Raw genomic sequence first — 23,432 nt, forward strand, 5'->3', positions numbered from 1 at the left:
TATTTACAAACCATGGTTTTCACTTGCATTTTTAGTTTTATTTTCGAATCAGACTTCCTTGCTTTCACATTGGCTGCTACTATCAAAGGGAAATTTCTAGGTGATCAATTAAAACGCTATGCAAGATTCTATTGAACAGTATATGCAAACTGTAGGGAAACAGGCACGCCAAGCTTCTCGCTTTTTGGCAGGTGCTTCCACACTGCAAAAAAACAATGCGCTATCTGCGATTTATACCGCTTTGGAAAATAGCCAACCGCAAATTTTAGCTGCAAATAAAATTGATATGGACAATGGTCGCTCAAAAAGTTTAGACAGCGCCCTGCTTGATCGCCTAGAACTTAACCCCAAACGCTTTCAAGCGATGCTTGAAGGTTTAAAAGATGTCATTGGCTTAATTGACCCTATCGGTGAAATCACTGATTTAGCCTATCGCCCAACAGGCATTCAAATTGGTAAAATGCGCGTACCTTTAGGTGTTGTGGGCATGATTTACGAGTCGCGTCCGAACGTCACACTTGAAGCAGCTTCGCTTGCGCTTAAATCAGGTAATGCGATTATTTTACGTGGTGGTTCAGAAGCACTCCACTCCAACCAAGCAATCGCGGAAGCCATTCAACATGGTCTAAAAGCGGCTGGTTTACCTGAAACTTGTGTACAAGTGATCAATACCACAGACCGTGCTGCAGTGGGTCAATTAATTACATTGTCAGAATATGTCGATGTCATCGTTCCGCGTGGTGGTAAAGGCTTAGTTGAACTGATTACCAATGAAGCGACTATTCCTGTAATCAAACATTTAGATGGAAATTGCCATGTTTTTGTTGAGGCACAAGCTGACTTACACAAAGCACTTCCGATTGCTTTAAATGCAAAAACACACCGTTACGGTGTCTGCAATGCTATGGAAACGTTACTGGTCGATGAAAAAATCGCAGAAGATTTTTTACCACGTATTGCAGAACTTTATGCTGAAAAGCAAGTTGAACTCCGTGGTGATGCAGAAACTCGTCGTATTTTAGGTGCCAGTGTAAAAACAGCCACTGAAGAAGATTGGTATGAAGAATATCTCGGTCCAATTTTAGCTGTTAAAGTTGTATCTGGTTTAGATGAAGCGATTGATCATATTAATAAATATGGTTCACATCATACTGACTCGATCATCACTGAAAACTTTAGTTTGGCACGTCAATTTTTAACTCGTGTTGATTCGAGCTCTGTCATGGTGAATGCGTCTACTCGCTTTGCTGATGGTTTTGAATATGGTTTAGGTGCTGAAATTGGTATTTCAACCGATAAAATTCATGCCCGTGGTCCAGTGGGGTTAGAAGGCTTAACTTCTCAAAAATGGATTGTTTTAGGCGATGGTCAAATTCGTCAGTAAGTTAGTACATTGAAGTAAAACCGTTCAGTTTTTGAAAATTGGACGGTTTTTTATTTTTGTGGCATTAAAAAATTACATTGCAACAAAAAAAATTTCCTAAAATAAAAAAATATATAAAAAGAAGGGAAAAATTATGTTTTACGCTTTAATCATCATTACATTTTGCTTGGCATTATTGGTTTCGTTTGTGGTCATGCGTATTTTTTCAGGTTCTATCAATGCCATTTTAGCGCGTATTATCCATGATCCAATCCATACAGCTTGGGCTAAATACACCAAATTTGCAGGTATGGTGGTGGGTACGTCTTCAGGCATTCGCATATATGATATGGAAAAGTATATTAGCCCAATCACTTACACCAACGAGAAAGCACCAATCATTTTAAAACTCACCCAAGAACGTTGGTTTTTAGAGGTTTATCGCACCATTATTGAGACATTACAAGGTTTGGCATGGATGATGCTCGTCTTTTTTATGGTGGCTTTAATTGCTTATGTGATTGTGCGTTGGTCTGAAATTAAATATAAAAATTAATGATACACAACCGTTGAAATACAAACTTGTTAACATAAAACTCAGCCAAGATGTATAAAAATCATGCTATGTTTGAAATAGATGATACTTTATGTCCTGTACTATTTTATTTATAAATGAAATCTATCAACTGATAAATTCTAATTATAATTCTTAAAGTGGTCGATAGTGCTTAAGTCTAATCACCTAAAGTCTATCTAGGACAGAAAAACCACACATGGTACAACATCACTACTGATCTAAATTGCACCAACAAAAAGCGTAATCAGATCAATCAGGACGAATATCAAATTACAATTTCGGGTAATAAAACGTGTCTACATCAGTATTAGTAATTAACTGCGGATCTTCATCAATTAAATATGCTTTGGTTTCAGAGCACCGTAAAGATCGAATCTTTGGTTTGGCAGAAAACTTAGGTTCTGCGAATGCACGTATTAAAGGTATTACGACTGGTGGTGAAGAGCTTGAACTTTCTATTCCACATGCAGATCATGAAAAAGCATTGGAAACCATTCTTGAACGTTTAGCTCATCATAATCCTCAAGCGATTGGTCACCGTGTTGTACATGGAGGCACATTAACCAAAGCTGAATTATTAACACCTGAAATTATTGAACGTATTCGTGAAGCAACGCCACTTGCACCTTTGCATAATCCTGCGCATTTAGTGGGTATTGAAGCAACCATGCGTTTGTTCCCACACTTGCCACAAGTTGCAGTTTTTGATACTGCTTTCCATCAAACGATGCCTGCACATGCCTATCGTTATGCATTACCAAAATTTTTATATACAGAACATAATGTTCGCCGTTATGGTTTCCATGGCACAAGCCATGCGTATGTCTCTGAACGTGGTTCTGAACTTGCAGGCAGCTACAAAAAAGGTGGTTGGCTCACAGCACATTTAGGTAATGGTAGCTCGACTTGTGCCATTTGGAATGGTCAATCTGTCGATACCTCTATGGGTTTAACACCACTTGAAGGTGTGGTAATGGGTACACGTAGTGGTGACGTAGACCCAAGTATTCATAGTTTCTTAGCTTCAAACTTAGGTTGGGACATTTATAAAATTGACAAAATGCTCAATAGCCAATCTGGTTTGCTGGGTCTATCTAATCTTTCAAATGATATGCGTACGCTCATCGAAGCATCTGAACAAGGTAATGAAGATGCAACGCTTGCGATTGAAGTTTTTTGCTACCGTTTAGCAAAATCATTAGCAGGTTTAAGCTGTGGTCTACCACGTATTGATGGCTTATTTTTCACAGGTGGTATTGGTGAAAACTCCGCTTATATTCGTGAAAAAACCGTTGCGTATCTACCACATTTTGGCTTTAACTTGAGTCAAGAACAAAATAATAGCTTAAAGCGTGGTACTGAAGGTCGTATTGATGCTGGTACAGGTCCGCAAATCTGGGTTGTACCAACCGATGAAGAAGGTCGTATTGCCAAAGAAACTGAGCATGTTGCACTACAAGAAGGAAATGTAACTGCAAAAAAGTCTAATGCGGAAACTGTGACAGCTTAAGCTGTCGCAGGATGTGATTTAAAATTTATTTTGATTTATCTGATTAAGAATAGCGTATGAAAACAATTTTATTGGTTCCTACAGGTGAAGGCGTAGGTCTTACCTCTGCATGTCTTGGACTTATTTATGCTCTAGATTGTCAGGGAGTAAAAGCGGGATTTTTAAAACCTTTTTCACAAGATGAGAAAGCCGAATCTGACCGTACAACTGCACTCTATCGCCATGTTTCGAAAACTGAAACGGTTGAACCAATTCCATATGCAAAATTAAATCATTTACTCAACACAGGTGAAACCGACGAACTACTTGAAGAAGCTGTTCGTTTACATCGTGAAGTTGCTCGCACACATGACATTATTATTGTTGAAGGTCTAGTCCCAAGTGCACGTGATGCTTTTGCCAGTGAAATTAACGCTTCACTTGCCCAAGCCCTTGACGCAAAAGTTATTTTTGTCAGCAATGCCAATATTGCCAAGCCTGAACAAACTGCTGAGAAAGTCGAAGCACAATTACGCTATTTTGGTGGTGCAGCATCAGCGCGTAATGTTGGTGTATTGTTTATGCGTACACGTGGTTTACCAGAAGAATCAGCACAAATTCCTGTGACATTTGCGCCAGATTTACGTTTAGTTGAAGAAACAAAACAATTTACACAAGCCATTCAATGCACACATGCACATATTGGCACTGAACATTTACCTGTGATTGGTTTAGTCCCATTCAGTGATACTTTAAGTGTACCGCGTGTTTCAGACCTTGCCACACATATCCAAGCAAGTTGGATTAATGAAGGTAAATCAAATGTACGCCGTGTTTTACACAGCAGTTTAATTGCTTCTAATATTGAACATGAATTACAAAAATTTATTGCGGGTGAATTAATCATCTCTGCTTCAGATCGTATTGATGTGTTACTTGCAGCAAGTCTTGCAACCAGTAATGGAATTCCATTGGCTGGCTTAGTCTTAGCTGAGCAACATGAACCCAACCCTGCTGCATTGGCATTTTGTCAAACAGCAATTAAAAATGGTTTACCTATTTTACATACGCCATTAAGTACATTTGAAACAACTCAATTACTTTCAAATCTAAGCAATGAAATTCCAGTCGATGATACTGAGCGTGCAGAACAAGTCACACGTTTTGTTTCGAGCCATATTAATATGGACTGGTTAGTCTTGTTATTAAATGGTGACTATCAACCTCGTCTATCCCCTTCTGCTTTCCGTCATGAATTGGTACAAAAATCAATTGCTGCGAAAAAGCGTATTGTACTGCCTGAAGGTGATGAACATCGTACCATTCAAGCGGCTGCAATTTGTCAGGCGCGTGGAATTGCACACTGTATATTATTGGCAAAACCTGAAGCTGTTGTTGAAGTCGCACGTGCACGCAATATTGAACTGCCTCATGATTTAGAAATTATTGATCCAGATTTGATTCGTGAACAGTATGTCGAAAAAATGGTGGAATTGCGTAAAGGCAAACTCAATGATTTACAAGCACGTGATCAGCTGCAAGATACCGTTGTACTTGGCACAATGATGCTCGCACTCGATCAAGTTGATGGCTTAGTGTCTGGCGCGGTGCATACCACAGCAAATACCGTACGCCCTGCTTTCCAATTGATTAAAACTGCGCCTGACTATTCATTGGTATCTTCAGTATTCTTTATGTTATTACCTGATGAAGTCTATGTTTATGGTGATTGTGCAATCAACCCAGACCCAGATGCAGAACAATTGGCTGAGATTGCTATCCAGTCTGCGGACTCTGCAAAAGCCTTTGGGATCGATCCACGTATTGCCATGATTTCATATTCTACAGGCACCTCAGGAATGGGTGCAGATGTAGAAAAAGTAGCAAAAGCCACTGAAATTGCAAAACAGCGTCGCCCTGACTTACTTATTGATGGTCCATTACAGTACGATGCAGCTTCTGTTGAAAGCGTAGGTAAATCAAAAGCACCAGATTCAAAAGTTGCAGGTCGTGCCAATGTGTTTATTTTCCCTGACCTCAATACAGGAAATACCACCTATAAAGCGGTTCAACGCTCTGCAAACGTGGTCAGTGTGGGTCCAATGTTGCAAGGTTTAAATAAGCCTGTAAATGACCTGTCACGCGGTGCTTTGGTGGATGATATTGTCTTTACGATTGCTCTAACTGCAATTCAAGCAGAACAACAAGCCGTTCAATAATCTAAACTCATACAACATTGTTAAGGTTTGATACTCAAACCACCCAATTTACGGATTGGGTGGTCTTTTTTTTATTACAGTTTTAATCAATTAAATACTCGTATTACCTATCAATTGGAAGCTGATAAAGCTGTACGTTTTTCAATCCTACTTTTTACTATTAAATATTTAAATTTTAAAGAATAAATACTTTTTGATATCTTTTATATTCACTTAAATTTTTGAAATAAAGAGCAATACACAAATGATCAATACAATAAAAATGCAAGCATAAAAAAGAAGATAAAGCTTATGCCTGATCTTCTTTCTGGCCATACATCCAAGTCGCAGCAATATAAACACTAAAGCCTACAACCATTAGGATACTTGAAATTGTCATATTTCATTCCTCTGTTTTGATGCCTATTATTATGTGAAAGTTTTATGACAAATTCATGACATGATTATCATACTCTTTCATCCAATTTTAAATGTTATTTTTATCAAACACTTAAAATCATAAATTTGATAATGAAATCCTAAAATTCACAATATCTCCCTATCATGCAACATCATTTTTATATAGGTCTAAGACAGATTAACTCAAAATAAGATTTATTAAACTTTAGCCCAAATCTTAGCCAAAGCTCCCACAACACAAACAATATCACGTATAATTTAGCCCGCTAGCTATCAGCCCGCTCAAGAGATTTTCGATATGACAACTATTATCAAGCAAGATGACTTGATCACATCGGTCAAGGATGCGCTTCAGTTCATTTCTTATTATCATCCACAAGACTTCATCCAAGCGATGAGCCGTGCTTATGACCGTGAAGAGAACAAAGCAGCAAAGGATGCAATTGCACAAATCTTAATCAACTCACGTATGTGTGCAGAAGGTCATCGTCCAATCTGTCAAGATACTGGTATTGTTAACGTATTTGTTGATGTGGGCTTAGACGTTAAATTTGATTTAACCATGAGCTTAGATGACGCAATCAATGAAGGTGTACGTCAAGGCTATCTTGAAAACAGCAACGTTCTTCGTGCATCTGTACTTGCTGACCCTGCTTTTGGTCGTAAAAATACCAAAGACAACACTCCTGCTGTGATTCACTACAAACTCGTTCCGGGTAACAAAGTAGACATCACTGTTGCTGCAAAAGGTGGTGGTTCAGAAAATAAATCTAAACTTGCGATGCTCAACCCTTCTGATTCAATCGTGGATTGGGTACTTAAAACTGTTCCAACCATGGGTGCAGGTTGGTGTCCACCGGGTATGCTCGGAATCGGGATTGGTGGTACTGCTGAAAAAGCCATGATGCTTGCAAAAGAATCACTCATGGAAGAAATCAACATGGACGAATTACTTCGTCGTGGACCACAAAACAAAATCGAAGAGCTTCGTATTGAAATCTTTGAAAAAGTAAATGCATTGGGTATTGGTGCACAAGGTCTTGGTGGTTTAACCACTGTCCTTGATATTAAAATCAAAGATTACCCTTGTCATGCTGCAGGTAAACCAGTCGGTATGATTCCGAACTGTGCTGCAACTCGTCATGCACATTTCCAATTAGATGGTTCAGGTGTTGCACATATTCAAGCACCTAAACTTTCTGACTATCCAGAAGTGACTTGGGATTCTTCAAAATCTAAACGTGTTGACCTAGACAATATTACGCAAGAAGAAATGAACTCTTGGCAACCAGGCGACACGCTATTGCTTAACGGTACAATCTATACAGGTCGTGATGCTGCGCACAAACGTATGTGCGAAATGCTCGACAAAGGCGAAGAGCTTCCTGTAGACCTGAAAGGTAAATTTATTTACTACGTGGGTCCTGTTGATCCTGTTGGTGATGAAGTGGTTGGTCCTGCAGGTCCAACAACTGCAACACGTATGGATAAATTCACTCGTCAAGTGTTAGAAGCGACTGGTTTGTTCGGCATGATTGGTAAAGCAGACCGTGGTCCGGCTGCAATCGAAGCAATCAAAGACAACAAAGCGACTTACTTAATGGCTGTTGGTGGTGCTGCGTACCTTGTTTCTAAAGCTGTTCGTCAAGCTGAAGTGGTTGCATTTGCTGACTTAGGTATGGAAGCAATCTACAAATTTGTGGTTGAAGATATGCCAGTATCTGTTGCAGTTGATGTAAACGGTACATCAATCCATGCAACAGCACCAAAAATCTGGCAAGCAAAAATTGGTAAAATTCCAGTCGTTGATGCTGCAGCGAACTAAGTCTTTATTCAACGCGAAATAGATTTATTGCTTGAATATTGATGAAAAAGCACTCTATGATTAGGGTGCTTTTTTATTTCTGAGAAGAAGATGAAAATTAAATCCTATATATTTTCTATATTTTTACTAAGTTTTAGCTTTCAAACTTTCGCAGCCTCTGCGACATCACAACAAATTGATCAGCTCATTAAACTTGAATATTGGAATCAATTTAAACCGGCTTTACTCAAACAAAGTATGCCGAATATGAAAAGTGCAACTGAAGAATTGATGTTTGACCAATTACAATATAGACAAGCGCTTTCAGCTGAAAAGCAAGCTTTAATCATCCAAATATCGGATATTATGATTAATGACATGATCGAACAAGTAGATGAAAAAGTTTTGCTCAGCAATATTCGTGCAGCATATCAAGCACTTAGTCAAGAACAAGCCCAAGCCTTGATCAATGTTTACCAACAACCTAATATGCAAAATGCAGGAGAAAACACTCCAATTATAATTGCAAAAATTGTAGATGCTTCAAGTAATGATTTTAATAAGCTGGTCAACTTAGACGATATTCAAAGCATTATTCGCGAGAACCAAAAATGATCAAAAAAATAATATTTAGCCTCAGCTTTTGCCTACTGCACACAGGTGTATATGCAGCACCTGCAACTACAGAAAGTACCGAACAACTACTTAATGTTATTCATATCAATCAAGCAATCGAAGACCTCGCAAAGAGTGAAACTTTTCAACAACTGACACAACAAATCATTGAGTATTATTCCATTCCGCCAACCAAGGAAAACCAAACCCGTATTTATAATGCGATTCAAAAATATTATTTAAGTGATGCTTATAAACGTGAATTTAGACAAAATTTATTTAATATTTACAATCAAAACATGACTGAAGAAGAAACCCAGCAATGGATTAAATTTTATAAAACAGCAGTCGGACAATCTATTTTAAATAATAAAAATTTTGAACAGAAAATCATTGATGCTGTTGAACAAATTTTCCCTGACAATGCCGAACCATCAGCGCAAGCACAAGCTAAACTTACGCAAGTCATGCAGAAATTTTTCTCTCAATAAGTTTTCTATTCATTATCTTTTAAGGACAGTCAGATGAAAAAATTTAAAACCTTATTACTCAGTGGTTTAATACTGATTACACCTTATACTTTTGCTGCTCCTGCAAGCGACCAACAAGTGCAAAAATTAATAGAAGTGATGAAAATCGATCAACTTTTACAACAAACTATACAACAAATTCGCCCTCAGCTTGATCAGCAAGCATATACGATTGTACAAAATATTGTGCGGCATGAACAACTTAGCCCACAAGAACAAATCGTTGCCAATGAATTAGCAGATCAATTACATGAGCAAAATAAGAAAAGTATTTCTTGGGAAAAAATGCAGCCGATTTATCAAAAAATTTACAAAGACATTTATAGTGCTGAAGAAGTACAAGCACAAATTGATTTTTACTCAAGCCAAGTTGGACAATCCATTTTAGCTAAAAGTCCTGTTGTTGCCCAAGAATCCATGAAAATCGTCAATACTCAACTGATGTCGACCATTCAAGCGGCTGAAAAAGACTTTGCTCAAGTTAATAAAAAACTCGAAGCACTTAAAAAAGCCGCAGAAAACAAATAATACTGTTTATTTTTATAAAAAAGAGGCAATTGCCTCTTTTTAAATGAGTGATTTTGGTATCTCATTTACCATGTTAAAGGATTCCAAATCTTAAATGGTGTACTCAAATGCACATCATCACTGGCTTGATAATCTCCACTATTAATTTTTTCCTGAGGTTTGATCAACTTTCCATCTGTGGTCATTTCGCCAACAAAGTTTAAACCAGGCGATTTTAATTGTGTCATGGCAATTTCTTTTAATCCTTGGCGCGTTGGCATTTGCATCAATGGACCAACTTTCAATAAATCACCACCACCATTTGGACCACCACGGAATTTCTCTTCCTCATACTTTACAAAGTATTGCTGACCTGCTTGCACGTGAAAATAAGCAACTTTAGGCTTTTGAAAATGTACCACTGCCAATGGTCGACTTAAACTGAGTTTATAATCGCCCTCAGCCAGCTCAATCCAATAATAATGATTGCTAATGAGACTAGGAATTCGTTTTCCATTTAAATAAAAGCTCTGCGCAATAATTTCTTGGCGATTCCACTTACTATCAGGACGATAAAAATAAATCACAGCAGCATTCGGATTTTGGGGTTTTACCAGTTTGAAATACTGCCCAGGCTCTTGATTGACCCATGAACCGACAGAAAACTTACCGAGTTTATATTGATCTAACTTTTCATGGACAAAAGAATTTTCTTTTTCAAAATTTACGGCATCTAAAGTAGACACAGCTTGACTTGTAATTGGTTGTTCGACAGCCTGATGACTTTGACAGGCAGCCAATCCACAACTGGTTAAAATAATTAGACCAAAGTAACGCATGATTATCCCTCACCACGTATTTTTATTTTCATTTTTTGAATGAAGATGATTTTCTCAACATCAGCTTAACATTTCATTGGCGATTTAAAAATAAAAAACGTGTAAAAAGTCCAGCTTCTTACACGTTTCAGATAAGTTGCAGATCACAACTCAATCATCTTAAGCAGATTTACTATCAATCACTTTTAAATCAACTTTTTCTTCAACAGCTTGTTCTTGCTTCGGTTGACGTTCTGCTTGATAAACAGGTTCTGCTTGATGATTAATCACATCAGCATTAATGATGACTGTGCCAATATCTTCACGACTTGGTAAGTCATACATAGTTTCAAGTAAAACATTTTCTAAAATCGAACGTAGACCACGCGCACCTGTATTGCGTTCAAGCGCTTTTTTTGCCACAGCACGTAATGCTGAGTCTTCAAAAATTAGATCGACATCTTCCATTTCAAACAAGTACTGATACTGGCGCGTTAATGCATTTTTTGGTTCAGTCAAGATTTGCATTAATGCTTCTTCATCGAGCTCTTCAAGCGTCGCAATCACAGGCAAACGACCAATAAACTCAGGAATTAAACCGAATTTTACTAAGTCAGTTGCTTCAACTTGACGGAACAATTCTGATACTTTCTTAGTATCATCTTTATTTTTCACATCAGCAGTGAAACCAATACCACCTTTTTCTTGACGTTGTTGTACCACTTTTTCAAGTCCAGCAAACGCACCACCACAAATAAATAAAATATTTGAGGTATCAATTTGAATAAACTCTTGTTGTGGATGCTTACGTCCGCCCTGAGGTGGAATAGATGCAACCGTGCCTTCAATCATTTTCAGAAGTGCTTGTTGTACGCCTTCACCTGATACATCACGGGTAATCGATGGATTTTCAGATTTACGCGTAATCTTATCAATCTCATCAATGTAGATAATACCTTTTTGGGCTTTTTCTACATCATAATCCGCTTTTTGTAATAGCTTTTGTACAATGTTTTCAACATCTTCACCCACATAACCTGCTTCGGTTAAAGTGGTTGCATCTGCCATCGCAAAAGGTACATCAAGTAAACGCGCAAGTGTTTGCGCCAATAATGTTTTACCAGAACCTGTTGGTCCAATCAGCAAAATATTACTTTTTGCTAACTCAATAGCATCTTTAGGTTTATTTGCAGATTGCGTTACTTTTAAACGTTTGTAATGGTTATAGACCGCAACTGATAACGTTTTCTTTGCAGTATCTTGACCAATCACATACTGATCAAGCGCAGCACGAATCTCATGAGGTTTAGGCAATGGACGTGTTGCCCAATCTCCAGTTTCAACTTGTTGACTGGTTTGAACTAAATCTAAGCAGACATCCACACATTCATTACAAATGTACGCGTCCTCTCCAGCGATCAGTTTTCCAACTTCAGACTGTGTTTTTCCACAAAATGAACAATGTTTTTGTCCTTGAGGATTATCGGACATTTTCACTCCAAATCTTAAATCTGTACGTTAAAGCTTAGTTTTGTGGGCGTTTTGATAACACTTGATCCACTAAACCGTATTCTTTCGCTTGTTCTGCAGTCATAAAGTTATCACGATCCGTGTCTTTTGCGACACGCTCATAGTCTTGGCCACTATGTTCTGCCATTAAGCGATTTAAACGTTCTTTAATAAATAAAATCTCACGTGCATGGATTTCAATATCTGATGCCTGACCACGGAAACCACCCAATGGTTGGTGAATCATCACGCGCGCATTTTCAAGACAATAACGTTTACCTTTCGCACCCGCATTTAACAAGAATGCACCCATCGATGCAGCTTGCCCCATACAATACGTCACCACATCGGGCTTAATAAATTGCATGGTATCGTAAATTGCCATACCTGCAGTCACTGACCCTCCTGGTGAATTAATATATAAATGAATATCTTTTTCTGGGTTTTCAGCTTCTAAAAACAACATTTGTGCAACGATTAAGTTTGCCATGTTGTCTTCAACTTCACCTGTTAAGAAAATTACACGCTCACGTAAAAGACGTGAGAAAATATCGAAAGAACGTTCACCACGAGATGACTGTTCTACAACCACAGGGACTAAAGCGTTTTCAATAGATGGAACATACATATGTTATTTATTCCTGAATTTTTTGTTACTCAGCTCATAGTGACAATATGAGGGATAATGATTGAAATTGCAAAATATTCCCCATTAAATATCAAATTTTTTTGAATAAGCATTTTGAATTTGGGACAATTACAAGTTTGATACAGCATAAAAAAAGGCGCTCGAAAGCGCCTTTTAATAAAAAACAACTTAGCCTTGTTGACGTGCTTGCTGTTCTTTCAATAAATCTTGGTAGCTCACTTCAGTATCAGATACTTTAGCAGCAGCTAAAATATAATCTACAACTTGGTCTTCTAAAACAACAGCTTCAATTTGAGCACGTTGTTTTTCATCATTTTTGAAGTATTCAATCACTTCAGCAGGATCTTCATAAGAAGTTGCCATGTCTTCGATGTAAGCTTCAACACGAGCAGCATCTACTTCAAGTTTAGCATCTGCTAAGATTTTACTTACAAGTACACCTAATTTAACTGACTTTTCAGCTTGTTCTTTGAATAAGTCATCAGGCAGCATGCTGCTGTCAAATGCTTGCGCACCTTGAGCACCAAACTGTTGAGTGAACTGTTGAATCATTTGTTGACGTTGACGGTCAATTTCTTGAGCAACCATTGCTGAAGGAAGTTCAACTTCATTTGCAGCAACTAATGCATCAAATGCAGCAGATTTAACTTGGTTACGTAGACCATTTTTCACTTCACGTTCCATGTTTTTGCGAACGTCAGCTTTTAATTTTTCAACGCCTTCTTCTTCAGTAATACCAAAGATTTTTAAGAACTCAGCATCAATTTCAGGAAGTTTTGGTTTTTCAACCAATTTCACATTGATTTTGAATTGAGCCGCTTTACCTGCAAGGTTTTCAGCTTGGTAGTCTTCAGGGAAAGTAACATCAATGACTTTCTCTTCACCTTTCTTCATACCGATGATGCCATCTTCGAAGCCAGGAATCATACGACCAGAACCTAAAACAAGTTTAAAGTCTTGCGCAGCGCCGCCTTCAAATTTTTCGCCATCCACTGTACCTTCAAAGTCGAAAGTCACTTGCATGTCTTTCTTCGCCATACCTTTGGTTTCAGCCCAAGTTTGACGTTGTTTTTGAAGGTTTTCGAGCATAGTGTCGACATCTTTATCATTCACTGAAGTCGATTTACGTTCGATTTCTAAAGTATCAAGTGCATTTACTGAAACTTCTGGGTAAACCTCTACAGTTGCTTGAAAAACCAAAGCATCATCTTTGTTTTCAACTTTATCAATGTTTGGCATACCAACAGCATTGATTTTTTCTTGTTGAATTGCTTCGAATACTGAGTCACGGATGATGTCATTTACCACTTCTTGGTAAATACCAGCACCATATTCACGACGAACAACGTTTACAGGTACTTTACCTGGACGGAAGCCGTTAATCTTTACAGTTTTGGCAGCGCGTTTTAAACGAGCTTCAAATTGCTCATTTACACGGCTCGTCGGTACAGATACATTTAAACGACGGGCAATGCCCGAAACCGCTTCAGAAGTTACTTGCATGGCTTCCTCTATATAATAGTAGTTACAATTTAAAAAAGTGCCACATTATATGACAACTTTATAGATATACAAAATGTCGGCTATTTTAACCCCTAAAATAAAAATTTCTCTATATTTCTTTTCAGTAATTTTTCAAATTTATTTTCCGATGACGTCATTCTTTCAGAAATGAATAAAACCACTTCACTAGAGTAAAACTTCTAACAACTCCTCTCACATGACCTCTGATTCGTAAAACCAATAAAAAACCATTTTTTAAAAGAGTTTTTTATTTAACATAAAAATCATAAACTTAATATTATTTTACATTATTAAACATTATATTTACAAATGATAATCAATATATTCATAGTTAAAACCAATAACAAAGAATAGTTAAAACAAATAAGAATTATTATTATTCGCATACAAATTTGCATTCACCAGTGAGTCGTTATGTCATTTATTAAATCACGCAAAAAGGTTGTTGTTTCAGCCCTTGCTTCTTCTTTGTCTGTCATTACTACAACTGCGATTGCACAAGAAGATACGATTCAACAACTACCTACAATCCATGCGCAAGCTCACGCAACAAAAAAAGAAAGTTTAAAAGTTGATGAATCAGCAAATAGTAAATTTGTTGCTCCTCTTTTAGACACACCAAAATCTGTGTCTGTAATTTCTAAAAAATTAATCGAAGACACACAAGTGACTACGCTTGCAGATGCACTTCGTACTGTTCCAGGGATTACTTTAGGTGCAGGTGAAGGCGGCAATCCAAATGGTGACCGCCCATTTATTCGTGGTTATAACTCTGAAAGCTCAATGTATCTAGATGGTATCCGTAACTCAACTTCACAAAACCGTGAAATGTTCGCAGTTGAACAAGTTGAAGTCACCAAAGGTTCTGCTTCTGCCATGGGTGGTGCGGGTACAGTCGGTGGTAGCATCAATATGATTTCTAAAGTGGCTAAAAAAGGTGACTTTTTAGAAGGATCAGTTGCTGGGGGTACTGACAACTATCAACGTATCACCTTAGATGGTAATAAAGACTTTGGTAATGGCATTGCAGCACGCGTTGCTGTTTTAGGTCATAAAAATGAAAAAGCAGGTCAAGCAGACGGTGCTGAATATGCACGTGTGGGTATTGCACCAAGTATTACTTTTGGATTAAACACGCCTACTCGTGCGACATTAAGTTATTACTATTTAAAATCTGATGATACACCAGATTCAGGCGTACCATATTGGAATGCAAATGATAAAACGGCTACTGGTAAACCTTTAAATGCTAAACAAGGTATTTACTATGGTTGGTTAGACCGTGATTTCCAAAAACAAGAAAATCAAGCAGGCACAATTAAGTTAGAACATGATTTAACCGATAACTTAACCATCACTAATACAGCGATGTACAACAAATCTAAAAATGATTATGTTTGGACACAACCAGATGATTCAAAATTAAATATTGCTAATGGGCAAGTAGTTCGTCGTGCAAATACACGTATTACAAATACAGATGCATTTACAGATCAACTAGCTTTAACTGGTAAATTTAATACAGGTGCTTTCGTACATAGCTTTAATGTTGGTGCAGAATATTCTAAACAAGAATCAGATAAAGGTAGTTATCTACTCACTGACTTAGGGCAAACTCCATCTTCTACATTGCCATCGAATATCAGTAGTGCAAAGGGATGTAATGGCTTAAACAGTATTTCATCTAACTTCTGGTGTACAGACGCTTATAATCCAAACTCAAAAGACCCATGGTTAGGTGGCATTTCTGCAGATAAAGCAATCTCAACAAACTCATCTGAAACAACTTCAGTCTACTTCCTTGATAATATTGAAATCAATCCACAATGGTTATTGGACTTGGGCGTTCGTTGGGACAAATTTGATTCTGACGTTAAATACAACAAAGATTCTAGTTCAATCAAAGCTGGTACAGAATATAGTACTAGTAACGACTTCTTTAACTATCAAGCAGGTGTGACTTTCAAACCACGTCAAAATGGTTCAATTTATTTAAGCTATGCAACATCGGCAAATCCTGTAGGTGTTGATGCTGGTGACGGTTCTGAAGGGTTAAGCGTACCTGGACGTAACACAACTGAAGAACAAGCTCGCGCAATGAACAACCTTAAGCCTGAGGAAGTAAAAACTTATGAATTAGGTACGAAATGGGACGTTCTTAATGATAAGTTAAGCTTAACTGCTGCGATATTCCGTACAGAAAAAGAAAATACCCGTGCGACTGATACAGATGGTTTTACTCGTAATGTTGGTGAAACACGTGTAGATGGTATTGAACTAGGTGCTAACGGTAACATTACAGATAAATGGGCTGTTTCTGCTGGCTATACTTACTTAGATAGTGAAATTGTAGACGCAGGATATAGCAAGAATTCTGATGGTACTTATTCTCCAAGTGCAAATAATGGTAATCAAGTACAAAACGTAGCAAAAAATTCAGCAACCCTTTGGACAACTTATCAAGTACTTCCTGTGCTGAATTTAGGTGTTGGCGCAGTAGCTATGGATAAAGTCTATGGCGATGCTGCAAATACTAAGTATGTCCCAGGCTATGTACGTTACGATGCTATGGCTCGTTATAACGTAAACAAAAATGTTGATTTACAGTTGAATGTCAATAACTTGTCTGACAAACGCTATTTCACTAAAGCCTATGCATCACACTATGCAACGGAAGCAGAAGGTCGCAGTGCAGTATTGTCTTTAAACTTTAAATACTAAGTTATGACATTAATCCATATAGATCTTATGGATTAGATTACATATTATAAACTAGCCTCTAACTTTAGGGGCTATTTTCCTTTTATTCATCCAACAACGTTCAAGGTGTGACGATGATTCACCATATTCCAAATGTATTAAGCAAAGAACAAACCGCTTATTTCCGACAAGAAATGAATACAGTTAATTGGGAGGATGGTAAAAAAACCACAGGGTCATTGTCTGCACATGTAAAAAACAACCAACAACTCCCTGAAAATCACCCACTCACACAGCATTTGGGCAGCATCATCTTAGATGCATTGGCACAGCATCCTTTATTTTTATCAGCAGCACTGCCATTAGAAATTTTACCACCTTATTTTAATCGTTATGAACAAGGTGAAACTTTTGGTTTTCATGTGGATAACGCTATTCGCCATATTCAAGGAACGCAGCAGCGCATCCGTACCGATCTTTCCTGTACTTTATTTTTGACTGAACCTGAAGACTATGACGGTGGTGAATTGGTCATTGAGGATACTTACGGCTACCATGAAGTTAAACTGCCTGCGGGGGATTTGCTCCTCTATCCATCAAGCAGTGTGCATGAAGTCAGTCCTGTTACCTCAGGGTGCCGTACAGCCTCATTTTTTTGGTTGCAAAGCATGATCCGTGATGATGCCAATCGCCATATTTTATTTAATTTAGATCAAAGTATTCAAAATCTTAGGACTGAATTGGGTGATAGACATGCCGAAGTTGTGAAACTCACCAGTCTTTACCACAATTTAATTCGTAAATGGGCTGAGTTATAAGTTTATTCAGCCAACGTATTTTTAGCCCACATTTTGTAGATGAATAGGTTTCTTATGAGCTCCTCTGTCCTCGCCCCACTTAGCCAAATCCCCCCTCATCTACAAACCTTGGCAGATTATGAAACTCAAGCGCAAAAACATCTGTCAGATATGGTGTGGCAATATCTACAAGGCGGCGCAATGGATGAATATAGTGTCCGAGACAATCGCCAACAATTCTCCAAAATCCAACTTGTTCCAAGATTACTCAATGACCTCACACAAGGCTCAACAGAAATAGAAATCTTAGGTCAAAAATTTCCACATCCGATTTTTTTAGCACCCATTGGACATCAACAACAGTTCTATCCCGATGCCGAAGCAGCCACCGCTTTAGCCGCTGAAGTATTGGGTAGCAACTTTATACTCAGTACCTTCACCAATACCGATTTACGCCGTTTAAAAGCAGAAAATCCTTTCAAATGGTTTCAGCTCTATTGGCAAGGCGAACGTGAAAAATCACTTGCTTTAGTCAAACTTGCCGAAGCTCAAAATTTTAAAGCGATCGTCATTACAGTAGATGCTCCGCATACAGGTATTCGTGATCGTGAACGTCGTGTGTTTTTCCATTTACCTGAAAATATGCAACATCCGCATACTCCCACTCATATTCCTCTGCCTGAACTTCGTGAAGATCAACATCCTGTATTTAATGGCTTAATGCAAATTGCACCGAAATGGGCAGATATTGAATTTATCATTGCCAACACACATTTACCTGTGATTTTAAAAGGTGTACTACATCCTGCTGATGCCCGTAAAGCTATAGCAATCGGGGTAAAAGGTTTAATTATCTCCAATCACGGTGGACGAGTTTTAGATACCGCGATTTCACCACTCAAAGCTTTAGCAAAAATTAAAAGCGTTGTCCCTGCTGATTTTCCTTTACTCCTTGATGGCGGTGTGCGCCGTGGGACAGATGTATTTAAAGCACTGGCCATAGGTGCGTCTGCAGTGTTGATTGGGCGTCCTTATATTCACGGTTTGGCCGTTGCCGGGGCTTTGGGTGTGGCGCATGTGATTAAAATCTTAAAGGAAGAATTTGAGGTGACTATGGCTTTAATGGGAACTTCTACACCAAATGACATTAACACAGACTATATTTCTCAAGAATAATCATTTTCATGAAAATATTTTTCTTATTTAAATGAAATGCTGCACATTAAGGAAATTATTTCCAAAGTATATGTTTTAGAATTAAGCTTAAGTTAATTTATTTACAAGTCATCAAAGTTCCATTCATGTGATGTTAAGAACACCATCATGTTATGCCACTTTAGGCGAATATTCTCCGAAAAATACTTGTAAATCGTTAGAATAGACACAATCTATATTTGTAGTAAGCTGCCTTTACCCAAGATACGAGCAGTAGACACTACACAAGGAGTTTCCTCATGATGTTGGCTGATCCAAGTAAAAAATATCGTCGCATGTACCAACGTGTAGACTTGCCAGACCGCCAATGGCCAGATAAAGAAATCAATAAAGCGCCAATTTGGATGAGTACCGACCTTCGTGACGGAAACCAAGCGATTTTTGAACCCATGAACATTGAACAAAAATTCAAAATGTTCCAAATGTTGGTGAAAATTGGTTTTAAACATATTGAAATTGGTTTCCCTTCTGCTTCGCAAATTGACTTTGACTTTACACGTAAATTGATTGAAGAAGGTCATATTCCAGACGACGTTTATATCGAAGTTTTGGTACAAGCACGTGATCATTTAATTCAGCGTACTTTTGAATCTTTACAAGGTGCAAAACGTGCCATTGTGCATATTTACAACTCAAACTCACCGACTTTCCGTCAAAAAGTCTTGAATGTTGATATTGCAGGTGCAAAACAATTGGCAATCAATGCTGCAACCAAAGTTAAAGAATATGCAGCAAAGCAGCCTGAAACCGAATTTATTTTCCAATACAGCCCTGAATGTTTTACTGCAACAGAATTAGAAGTTGCAAAAGATGTTTGTGATGCTGTGACTGAAATTTGGGACGCTTCTCCTGACAATAAAGTCATTTTGAACTTACCTGCGACGGTTGAAGTTTCAGGTCCTCATGTCTATGCCGACCAAATTGAATGGATGCACCGTAATCTTGCTCGTCGTGACGGCGTGATCATTTCTGTTCACTGTCACAATGACCGTGGCTGTGGCATTGCAGCATCTGAATTGGCGATCATGGCAGGTGCTGACCGTGTTGAAGGTTGTGTGTTTGGAAATGGTGAACGTACAGGTAATGTGGACGTTGCAGCGATTGCATTGAATATGTACACCCAAGGTGTTGCACCTGAATTAGATTTCTCGAACATCAACGAAATCATTGCCACTGTTGAAGAATGCACTGGCTTGCCTGTACACCCTCGTCATCCATATGCAGGCGATTTGGTCTTTACTGCATTCTCAGGTTCTCACCAAGATGCGATTAAGAAAGGTTTTGAGTTCCAAAAAGATCAAGAAATTTGGGATATGCCTTACTTACCAATCGACCCGAAAGATTTAGGTCGTGACTATGACGCCGTGATTCGTGTTAACTCACAATCAGGTAAAGGTGGTATCGCTTACTTGTTAGAATCAAACTACAACGTGGTTTTACCGCGTCGTTTACAAGTTGAATTTTCGCAAGTGGTACAACAGGTTGCTGATGATGAAGGCGTTGAAGTTTCAGCACAACAAATTTGGAACTTGTTCAAAGAGACCTATGTTGCTGCTAAAGATGCACATTATTCAGCGCAGAATTACAGATTGTCTGATGAAAACGGCAATCAAGTGATTGAGCTTGATGTCGTAGTAAATGGTGAAACTCAACATTTACGTGGTGAAGGTAATGGTCCGATCTCAGCAATTTTGAATGCACTTCAATTGCCGATTGATGTCTTGAATTATGAAGAACGTAGCATTAGCTCAGGTGCTAGCGCTAAAGCCTTGGCATTGATCGAACTTCAGGTACATGGTACAGGTAAATCTGCCTTTGGTGCGGGTGTTCATGACAATATTGTCACTTCATCTATCGAAGCGATTATTGCGGCAACCAACCGTTTGATCGACCAAGGTGTGTTGAGCACAGATCAAGTGATCGCTGCTGCTGTATAAGCTAGATCGTATATAAGCAATATCAATTAAAAGACTTTAGAAAGGATGCCCCAAGTGGTATCCTTTTGTTTATGTAATCATTAGATATGCGTATTTTCACAAATCAAAAAATGAACGACTTTAACGACTAAAGTGCTATTTAAGCAGTAGAAAGTCTCTTCTCCGTAAGTAAAACAAAGCAGTGCTTTGTTGAAACACACGACCAAGTTGGAGAAGGTGAGGATGAGGGCAAATTTGCAATAATGTCTCCTGCCTTACCCTCTTCCAAAAGATGGAGGGAGCTTTCTTAGTGAAATATAGCGAAGTTCAAATGATCAAAACAAGTCGTTTTCTGATCAGACATTGATTGATGAAATTTACCTATTTTCTCAAATTTTAAGGCGAACATTTCCTGTGTCATTTCCAGCAGATTCAGTGGGTCTCGTTACCCCGCAAAAGTTTGAATTTAAAGAACCCTTAGAACTCGAATGTGGTCGTGTATTACCTCGTTTCGAAATCATGGTTGAAACTTATGGTGAACTGAATGCAGATCAATCGAATGCTATTTTAATTTGTCATGCATTGTCAGGCCATCATCATGCTGCTGGCTATCATCATGCAGATGATAAAAAGCCTGGTTGGTGGGATGCTTGTATTGGCCCAGGCAAAGCCATTGATACCTCAAAGTTTTTTGTCGTCGCCTTAAATAATATTGGCGGTTGTAATGGTTCTACAGGACCAACTTCACCAAATCCTGAAAATGAAAATCGCCCTTATGGTCCAGACTTTCCTCTCGTCACGGTGCGAGATTGGGTCAAAACTCAAGCCATGTTGTCTGACCGTTTAGGCATTGATGTTTGGTATGCGGTCATTGGAGGCTCATTGGGGGGGATGCAGGCGTTACAATGGTCTGTAGATTATCCTGATCGTTTACAAAAATGCGTCATTATTGCTTCCGCACCGAAGCTATCAGCACAGAATATTGCCTTTAACGAGGTGGCACGTCAGTCCATTCTGTCCGATCCAGATTTCCATCATGGACGTTATCTTGAACATGATAGCTATCCAAAACGTGGCTTAATTTTGGCACGCATGGTAGGTCATATTACTTATCTTTCAGAAGAAGCCATGAAACAGAAATTTGGCCGTGACTTAAAATCTGGCAAATTTATGTATGGTTTTGATGTGGAATTCCAAGTCGAAAGCTATTTGCGTTATCAAGGTGAACAATTCAGCCGTAACTTTGATGCTAATACCTATTTGATCATGACCAAAGCCTTGGATTATTTTGATCCATCGCGTGAATATGAGCAATCATTAGTCAAAGCATTGTCCAATACTCAATGTCGTTTCTTGGTGGTTTCATTTACTACAGACTGGCGTTTTAGCCCACAACGCTCTCAGGAAATCGTAGATGCGCTCGTATCTACAAACAAACCAGTCAGTTATTTAGACATTGATGCAGAACAAGGTCATGACTCATTCTTGTTCCCTATTCCCTTATATGTCAAATCATTACGAGCATTTTTAGGTGGTGAACAACACCTTCAAGCAACACCGAAGGAGATAGCATAATGCGTATTGACCACCAACTTGCTGAAAAATGGATTCAACCCGACTCACGTGTCCTCGACTTAGGTTGTGGTGATGGCGAGTTACTTGCACACATGAGTAAAAAACATAATATTCGTGCATACGGACTCGAAATTGATCAAGAAAAGATTGCAATTGCAGTCAGTAGAGGGTTAAATATTATCCAACAAGACTTAAATTTGGGTTTAGGTCGTTTTGCTGATCAGTCTTTTGACTATGTGGTCATGGCTCAAGCATTACAAGCAGTAGATGCACCCGATGTGCTATTGCGCGACATGGTGCGTGTGGGGAAACAGGCAATCATTACATTTCCTAACTTTGCGCATTGGAAGACTCGTTCTTTTCTTGCCTTAAAAGGGATGATGCCCGTTTCAGATGCATTACCGTATATGTGGTATAATACGCCAAATATACACCTATGCACCTTTCGTGACTTTGAAGCACTTTGTGCGGAAAATCATATTCGTATTATTAATCGACTTGCTGTAAATGGGAACCAACAAGGGAGCTTACTGAGTAAGTCGATCCCAAACTTGTTCGGCGAAGTCGCAATCTATCGAGTGAGCGCTATATGAAAAAATTATTATTAGGTAGTACATTATTTTTTGGGCTGCTTAGTTTTCAAGCCCATGCGGACTATATTCCGCAACAACAAAAATCAACTGCTGCACTTGCTGCACAGTATGCACATATGAATGTGGCTGACTTAACCAAAGCAGCAAAAGCAGGTCAACCTGCTGCACAGTTTTATCTTGCGACGCGTTATCAATCAGGCAATGGTGTTTCTAAAGATCTAAAAGAAGCTTTTAGTTTGTTTAAAGCTGCGGCGGATCAAGGGATTTCAGCAGCTCAATTGAACGTGGGTCGTATGTATGCTGATGGTATTGGAGTATCTAAAAACGAAGCGTCTGCACGTCAATACTTTGAAAAAGCCGCAAGCCACGGCGATAATCGTGCAAGCTTTAACTTAGCTGTGATGGAAGAGCAAAAGAAAAACTACATTGGTGCTTACCAGTGGTATGAACTTTCAACTCGTGATGGCATGTTAGACAATAAAGTCATTAATATGTCTGAAACCAAAAAAACGGCTTTAGCTGCCAACTTAACGCCTGAACAAATCCGTACTGCGCGTGACCGTGCTGACCGTTGGATTCAAACACAATAAGTTTTATTTTTAAATAAAATACGATAAAGGAAGCACCATTAAG

At 38.4% G+C, this 23,432-nt stretch carries 19 protein-coding genes; 15 read left to right on the plus strand and 4 right to left on the minus strand.

Annotated elements, in window-relative coordinates; all coding sequences use genetic code 11:
• The first annotated feature begins 118 nt into the window (after positions 1–118).
• The 8 genes from HX129_RS03140 to HX129_RS03175 all read left to right on the plus strand — a co-directional run bounded on the left by HX129_RS03140 (position 119) and on the right by HX129_RS03175 (position 9,524).
• The gene (locus HX129_RS03140; protein ID WP_286433671.1) at positions 119–1,384 is read left to right on the plus strand and encodes a glutamate-5-semialdehyde dehydrogenase; all 1,266 of its coding nucleotides are present in this window, start codon (positions 119–121) and stop codon (positions 1,382–1,384) included.
• A gap of 133 nt (positions 1,385–1,517) precedes the next feature.
• On the plus strand, positions 1,518–1,919 hold the full coding sequence (locus HX129_RS03145; RefSeq protein WP_180044993.1) for a hypothetical protein: 402 nt from the start codon (positions 1,518–1,520) through the stop codon (positions 1,917–1,919).
• A gap of 313 nt (positions 1,920–2,232) precedes the next feature.
• The gene (locus HX129_RS03150; protein WP_174493741.1) at positions 2,233–3,450 is read left to right on the plus strand and encodes an acetate/propionate family kinase; all 1,218 of its coding nucleotides are present in this window, start codon (positions 2,233–2,235) and stop codon (positions 3,448–3,450) included.
• Between the two features lie 56 nt (positions 3,451–3,506).
• Complete coding sequence (gene pta / locus HX129_RS03155) at positions 3,507–5,648, plus strand: phosphate acetyltransferase (RefSeq protein WP_286433670.1); 2,142 nt, start codon at positions 3,507–3,509, stop codon at positions 5,646–5,648.
• Positions 5,649–6,345: 697 nt separating this feature from the next.
• On the plus strand, positions 6,346–7,872 hold the full coding sequence (locus tag HX129_RS03160; RefSeq protein ID WP_130072066.1) for a fumarate hydratase: 1,527 nt from the start codon (positions 6,346–6,348) through the stop codon (positions 7,870–7,872).
• Between the two features lie 90 nt (positions 7,873–7,962).
• On the plus strand, positions 7,963–8,466 hold the full coding sequence (locus HX129_RS03165; RefSeq protein WP_286433669.1) for a hypothetical protein: 504 nt from the start codon (positions 7,963–7,965) through the stop codon (positions 8,464–8,466).
• On the plus strand, positions 8,463–8,957 hold the full coding sequence (locus HX129_RS03170) for a DUF2059 domain-containing protein (protein ID WP_286433668.1): 495 nt from the start codon (positions 8,463–8,465) through the stop codon (positions 8,955–8,957). Before HX129_RS03165 ends, HX129_RS03170 begins: the two co-directional genes overlap by 4 nt.
• A 33-nt stretch (positions 8,958–8,990) precedes the next feature.
• Complete coding sequence (locus tag HX129_RS03175) at positions 8,991–9,524, plus strand: DUF2059 domain-containing protein (protein WP_286433667.1); 534 nt, start codon at positions 8,991–8,993, stop codon at positions 9,522–9,524.
• 65 nt (positions 9,525–9,589) lie between these two features.
• Here the strand turns inward: HX129_RS03175 and HX129_RS03180 are convergent, their stop codons facing one another.
• The 4 genes from HX129_RS03180 to tig form a co-directional block, all read right to left on the minus strand.
• Entirely contained in the window at positions 9,590–10,342 is a 753-nt protein-coding gene (locus HX129_RS03180) for a DUF2846 domain-containing protein (protein ID WP_286433666.1), read from the minus strand.
• 159 nt (positions 10,343–10,501) lie between these two features.
• The gene (gene clpX / locus HX129_RS03185; RefSeq protein WP_130072071.1) at positions 10,502–11,812 is read right to left on the minus strand and encodes an ATP-dependent Clp protease ATP-binding subunit ClpX; all 1,311 of its coding nucleotides are present in this window, start codon (positions 11,810–11,812) and stop codon (positions 10,502–10,504) included.
• Between the two features lie 34 nt (positions 11,813–11,846).
• Positions 11,847–12,458, minus strand: coding sequence for an ATP-dependent Clp endopeptidase proteolytic subunit ClpP (gene clpP, locus HX129_RS03190; RefSeq protein ID WP_130072072.1), 612 nt, complete (start codon positions 12,456–12,458; stop codon positions 11,847–11,849).
• A 189-nt stretch (positions 12,459–12,647) separates the two neighbouring features.
• Complete coding sequence (gene tig / locus HX129_RS03195; RefSeq protein WP_130072073.1) at positions 12,648–13,982, minus strand: trigger factor; 1,335 nt, start codon at positions 13,980–13,982, stop codon at positions 12,648–12,650.
• 435 nt (positions 13,983–14,417) lie between these two features.
• Between tig and HX129_RS03200 the strand changes: the two genes are divergently transcribed.
• The 7 genes from HX129_RS03200 to HX129_RS03230 all read left to right on the plus strand — a co-directional run bounded on the left by HX129_RS03200 (position 14,418) and on the right by HX129_RS03230 (position 23,389).
• A complete protein-coding gene (locus HX129_RS03200) occupies positions 14,418–16,724 on the plus strand; it encodes a TonB-dependent receptor (protein ID WP_286433665.1) in 2,307 nt (768 codons plus the stop codon).
• A gap of 113 nt (positions 16,725–16,837) precedes the next feature.
• The gene (locus tag HX129_RS03205; protein WP_286433664.1) at positions 16,838–17,521 is read left to right on the plus strand and encodes a Fe2+-dependent dioxygenase; all 684 of its coding nucleotides are present in this window, start codon (positions 16,838–16,840) and stop codon (positions 17,519–17,521) included.
• Positions 17,522–17,575: 54 nt separating this feature from the next.
• Entirely contained in the window at positions 17,576–18,676 is a 1,101-nt protein-coding gene (locus HX129_RS03210; protein ID WP_286433663.1) for an alpha-hydroxy acid oxidase, read from the plus strand.
• 278 nt (positions 18,677–18,954) lie between these two features.
• Positions 18,955–20,652: a 2-isopropylmalate synthase gene (gene leuA / locus HX129_RS03215; RefSeq protein WP_286433662.1), complete on the plus strand. Its 1,698-nt coding sequence runs from the start codon at positions 18,955–18,957 to the stop codon at positions 20,650–20,652.
• Positions 20,653–21,045: 393 nt separating this feature from the next.
• Positions 21,046–22,206, plus strand: coding sequence for a homoserine O-succinyltransferase MetX (gene metX / locus HX129_RS03220; protein ID WP_130072078.1), 1,161 nt, complete (start codon positions 21,046–21,048; stop codon positions 22,204–22,206).
• Positions 22,206–22,799: a methionine biosynthesis protein MetW gene (metW, locus tag HX129_RS03225; RefSeq protein WP_130072079.1), complete on the plus strand. Its 594-nt coding sequence runs from the start codon at positions 22,206–22,208 to the stop codon at positions 22,797–22,799. The genes metX and metW overlap by 1 nt, the downstream gene beginning before the upstream one ends.
• Positions 22,796–23,389, plus strand: coding sequence for a tetratricopeptide repeat protein (locus HX129_RS03230; protein WP_130072080.1), 594 nt, complete (start codon positions 22,796–22,798; stop codon positions 23,387–23,389). The genes metW and HX129_RS03230 overlap by 4 nt, the downstream gene beginning before the upstream one ends.
• The last annotated feature ends 43 nt before the right edge of the window (positions 23,390–23,432 follow it).

The sequence above is a fragment of the Acinetobacter sp. 251-1 genome, assembly GCF_030329305.1.
Lineage (GTDB): Bacteria > Pseudomonadota > Gammaproteobacteria > Pseudomonadales > Moraxellaceae > Acinetobacter > Acinetobacter piscicola_A.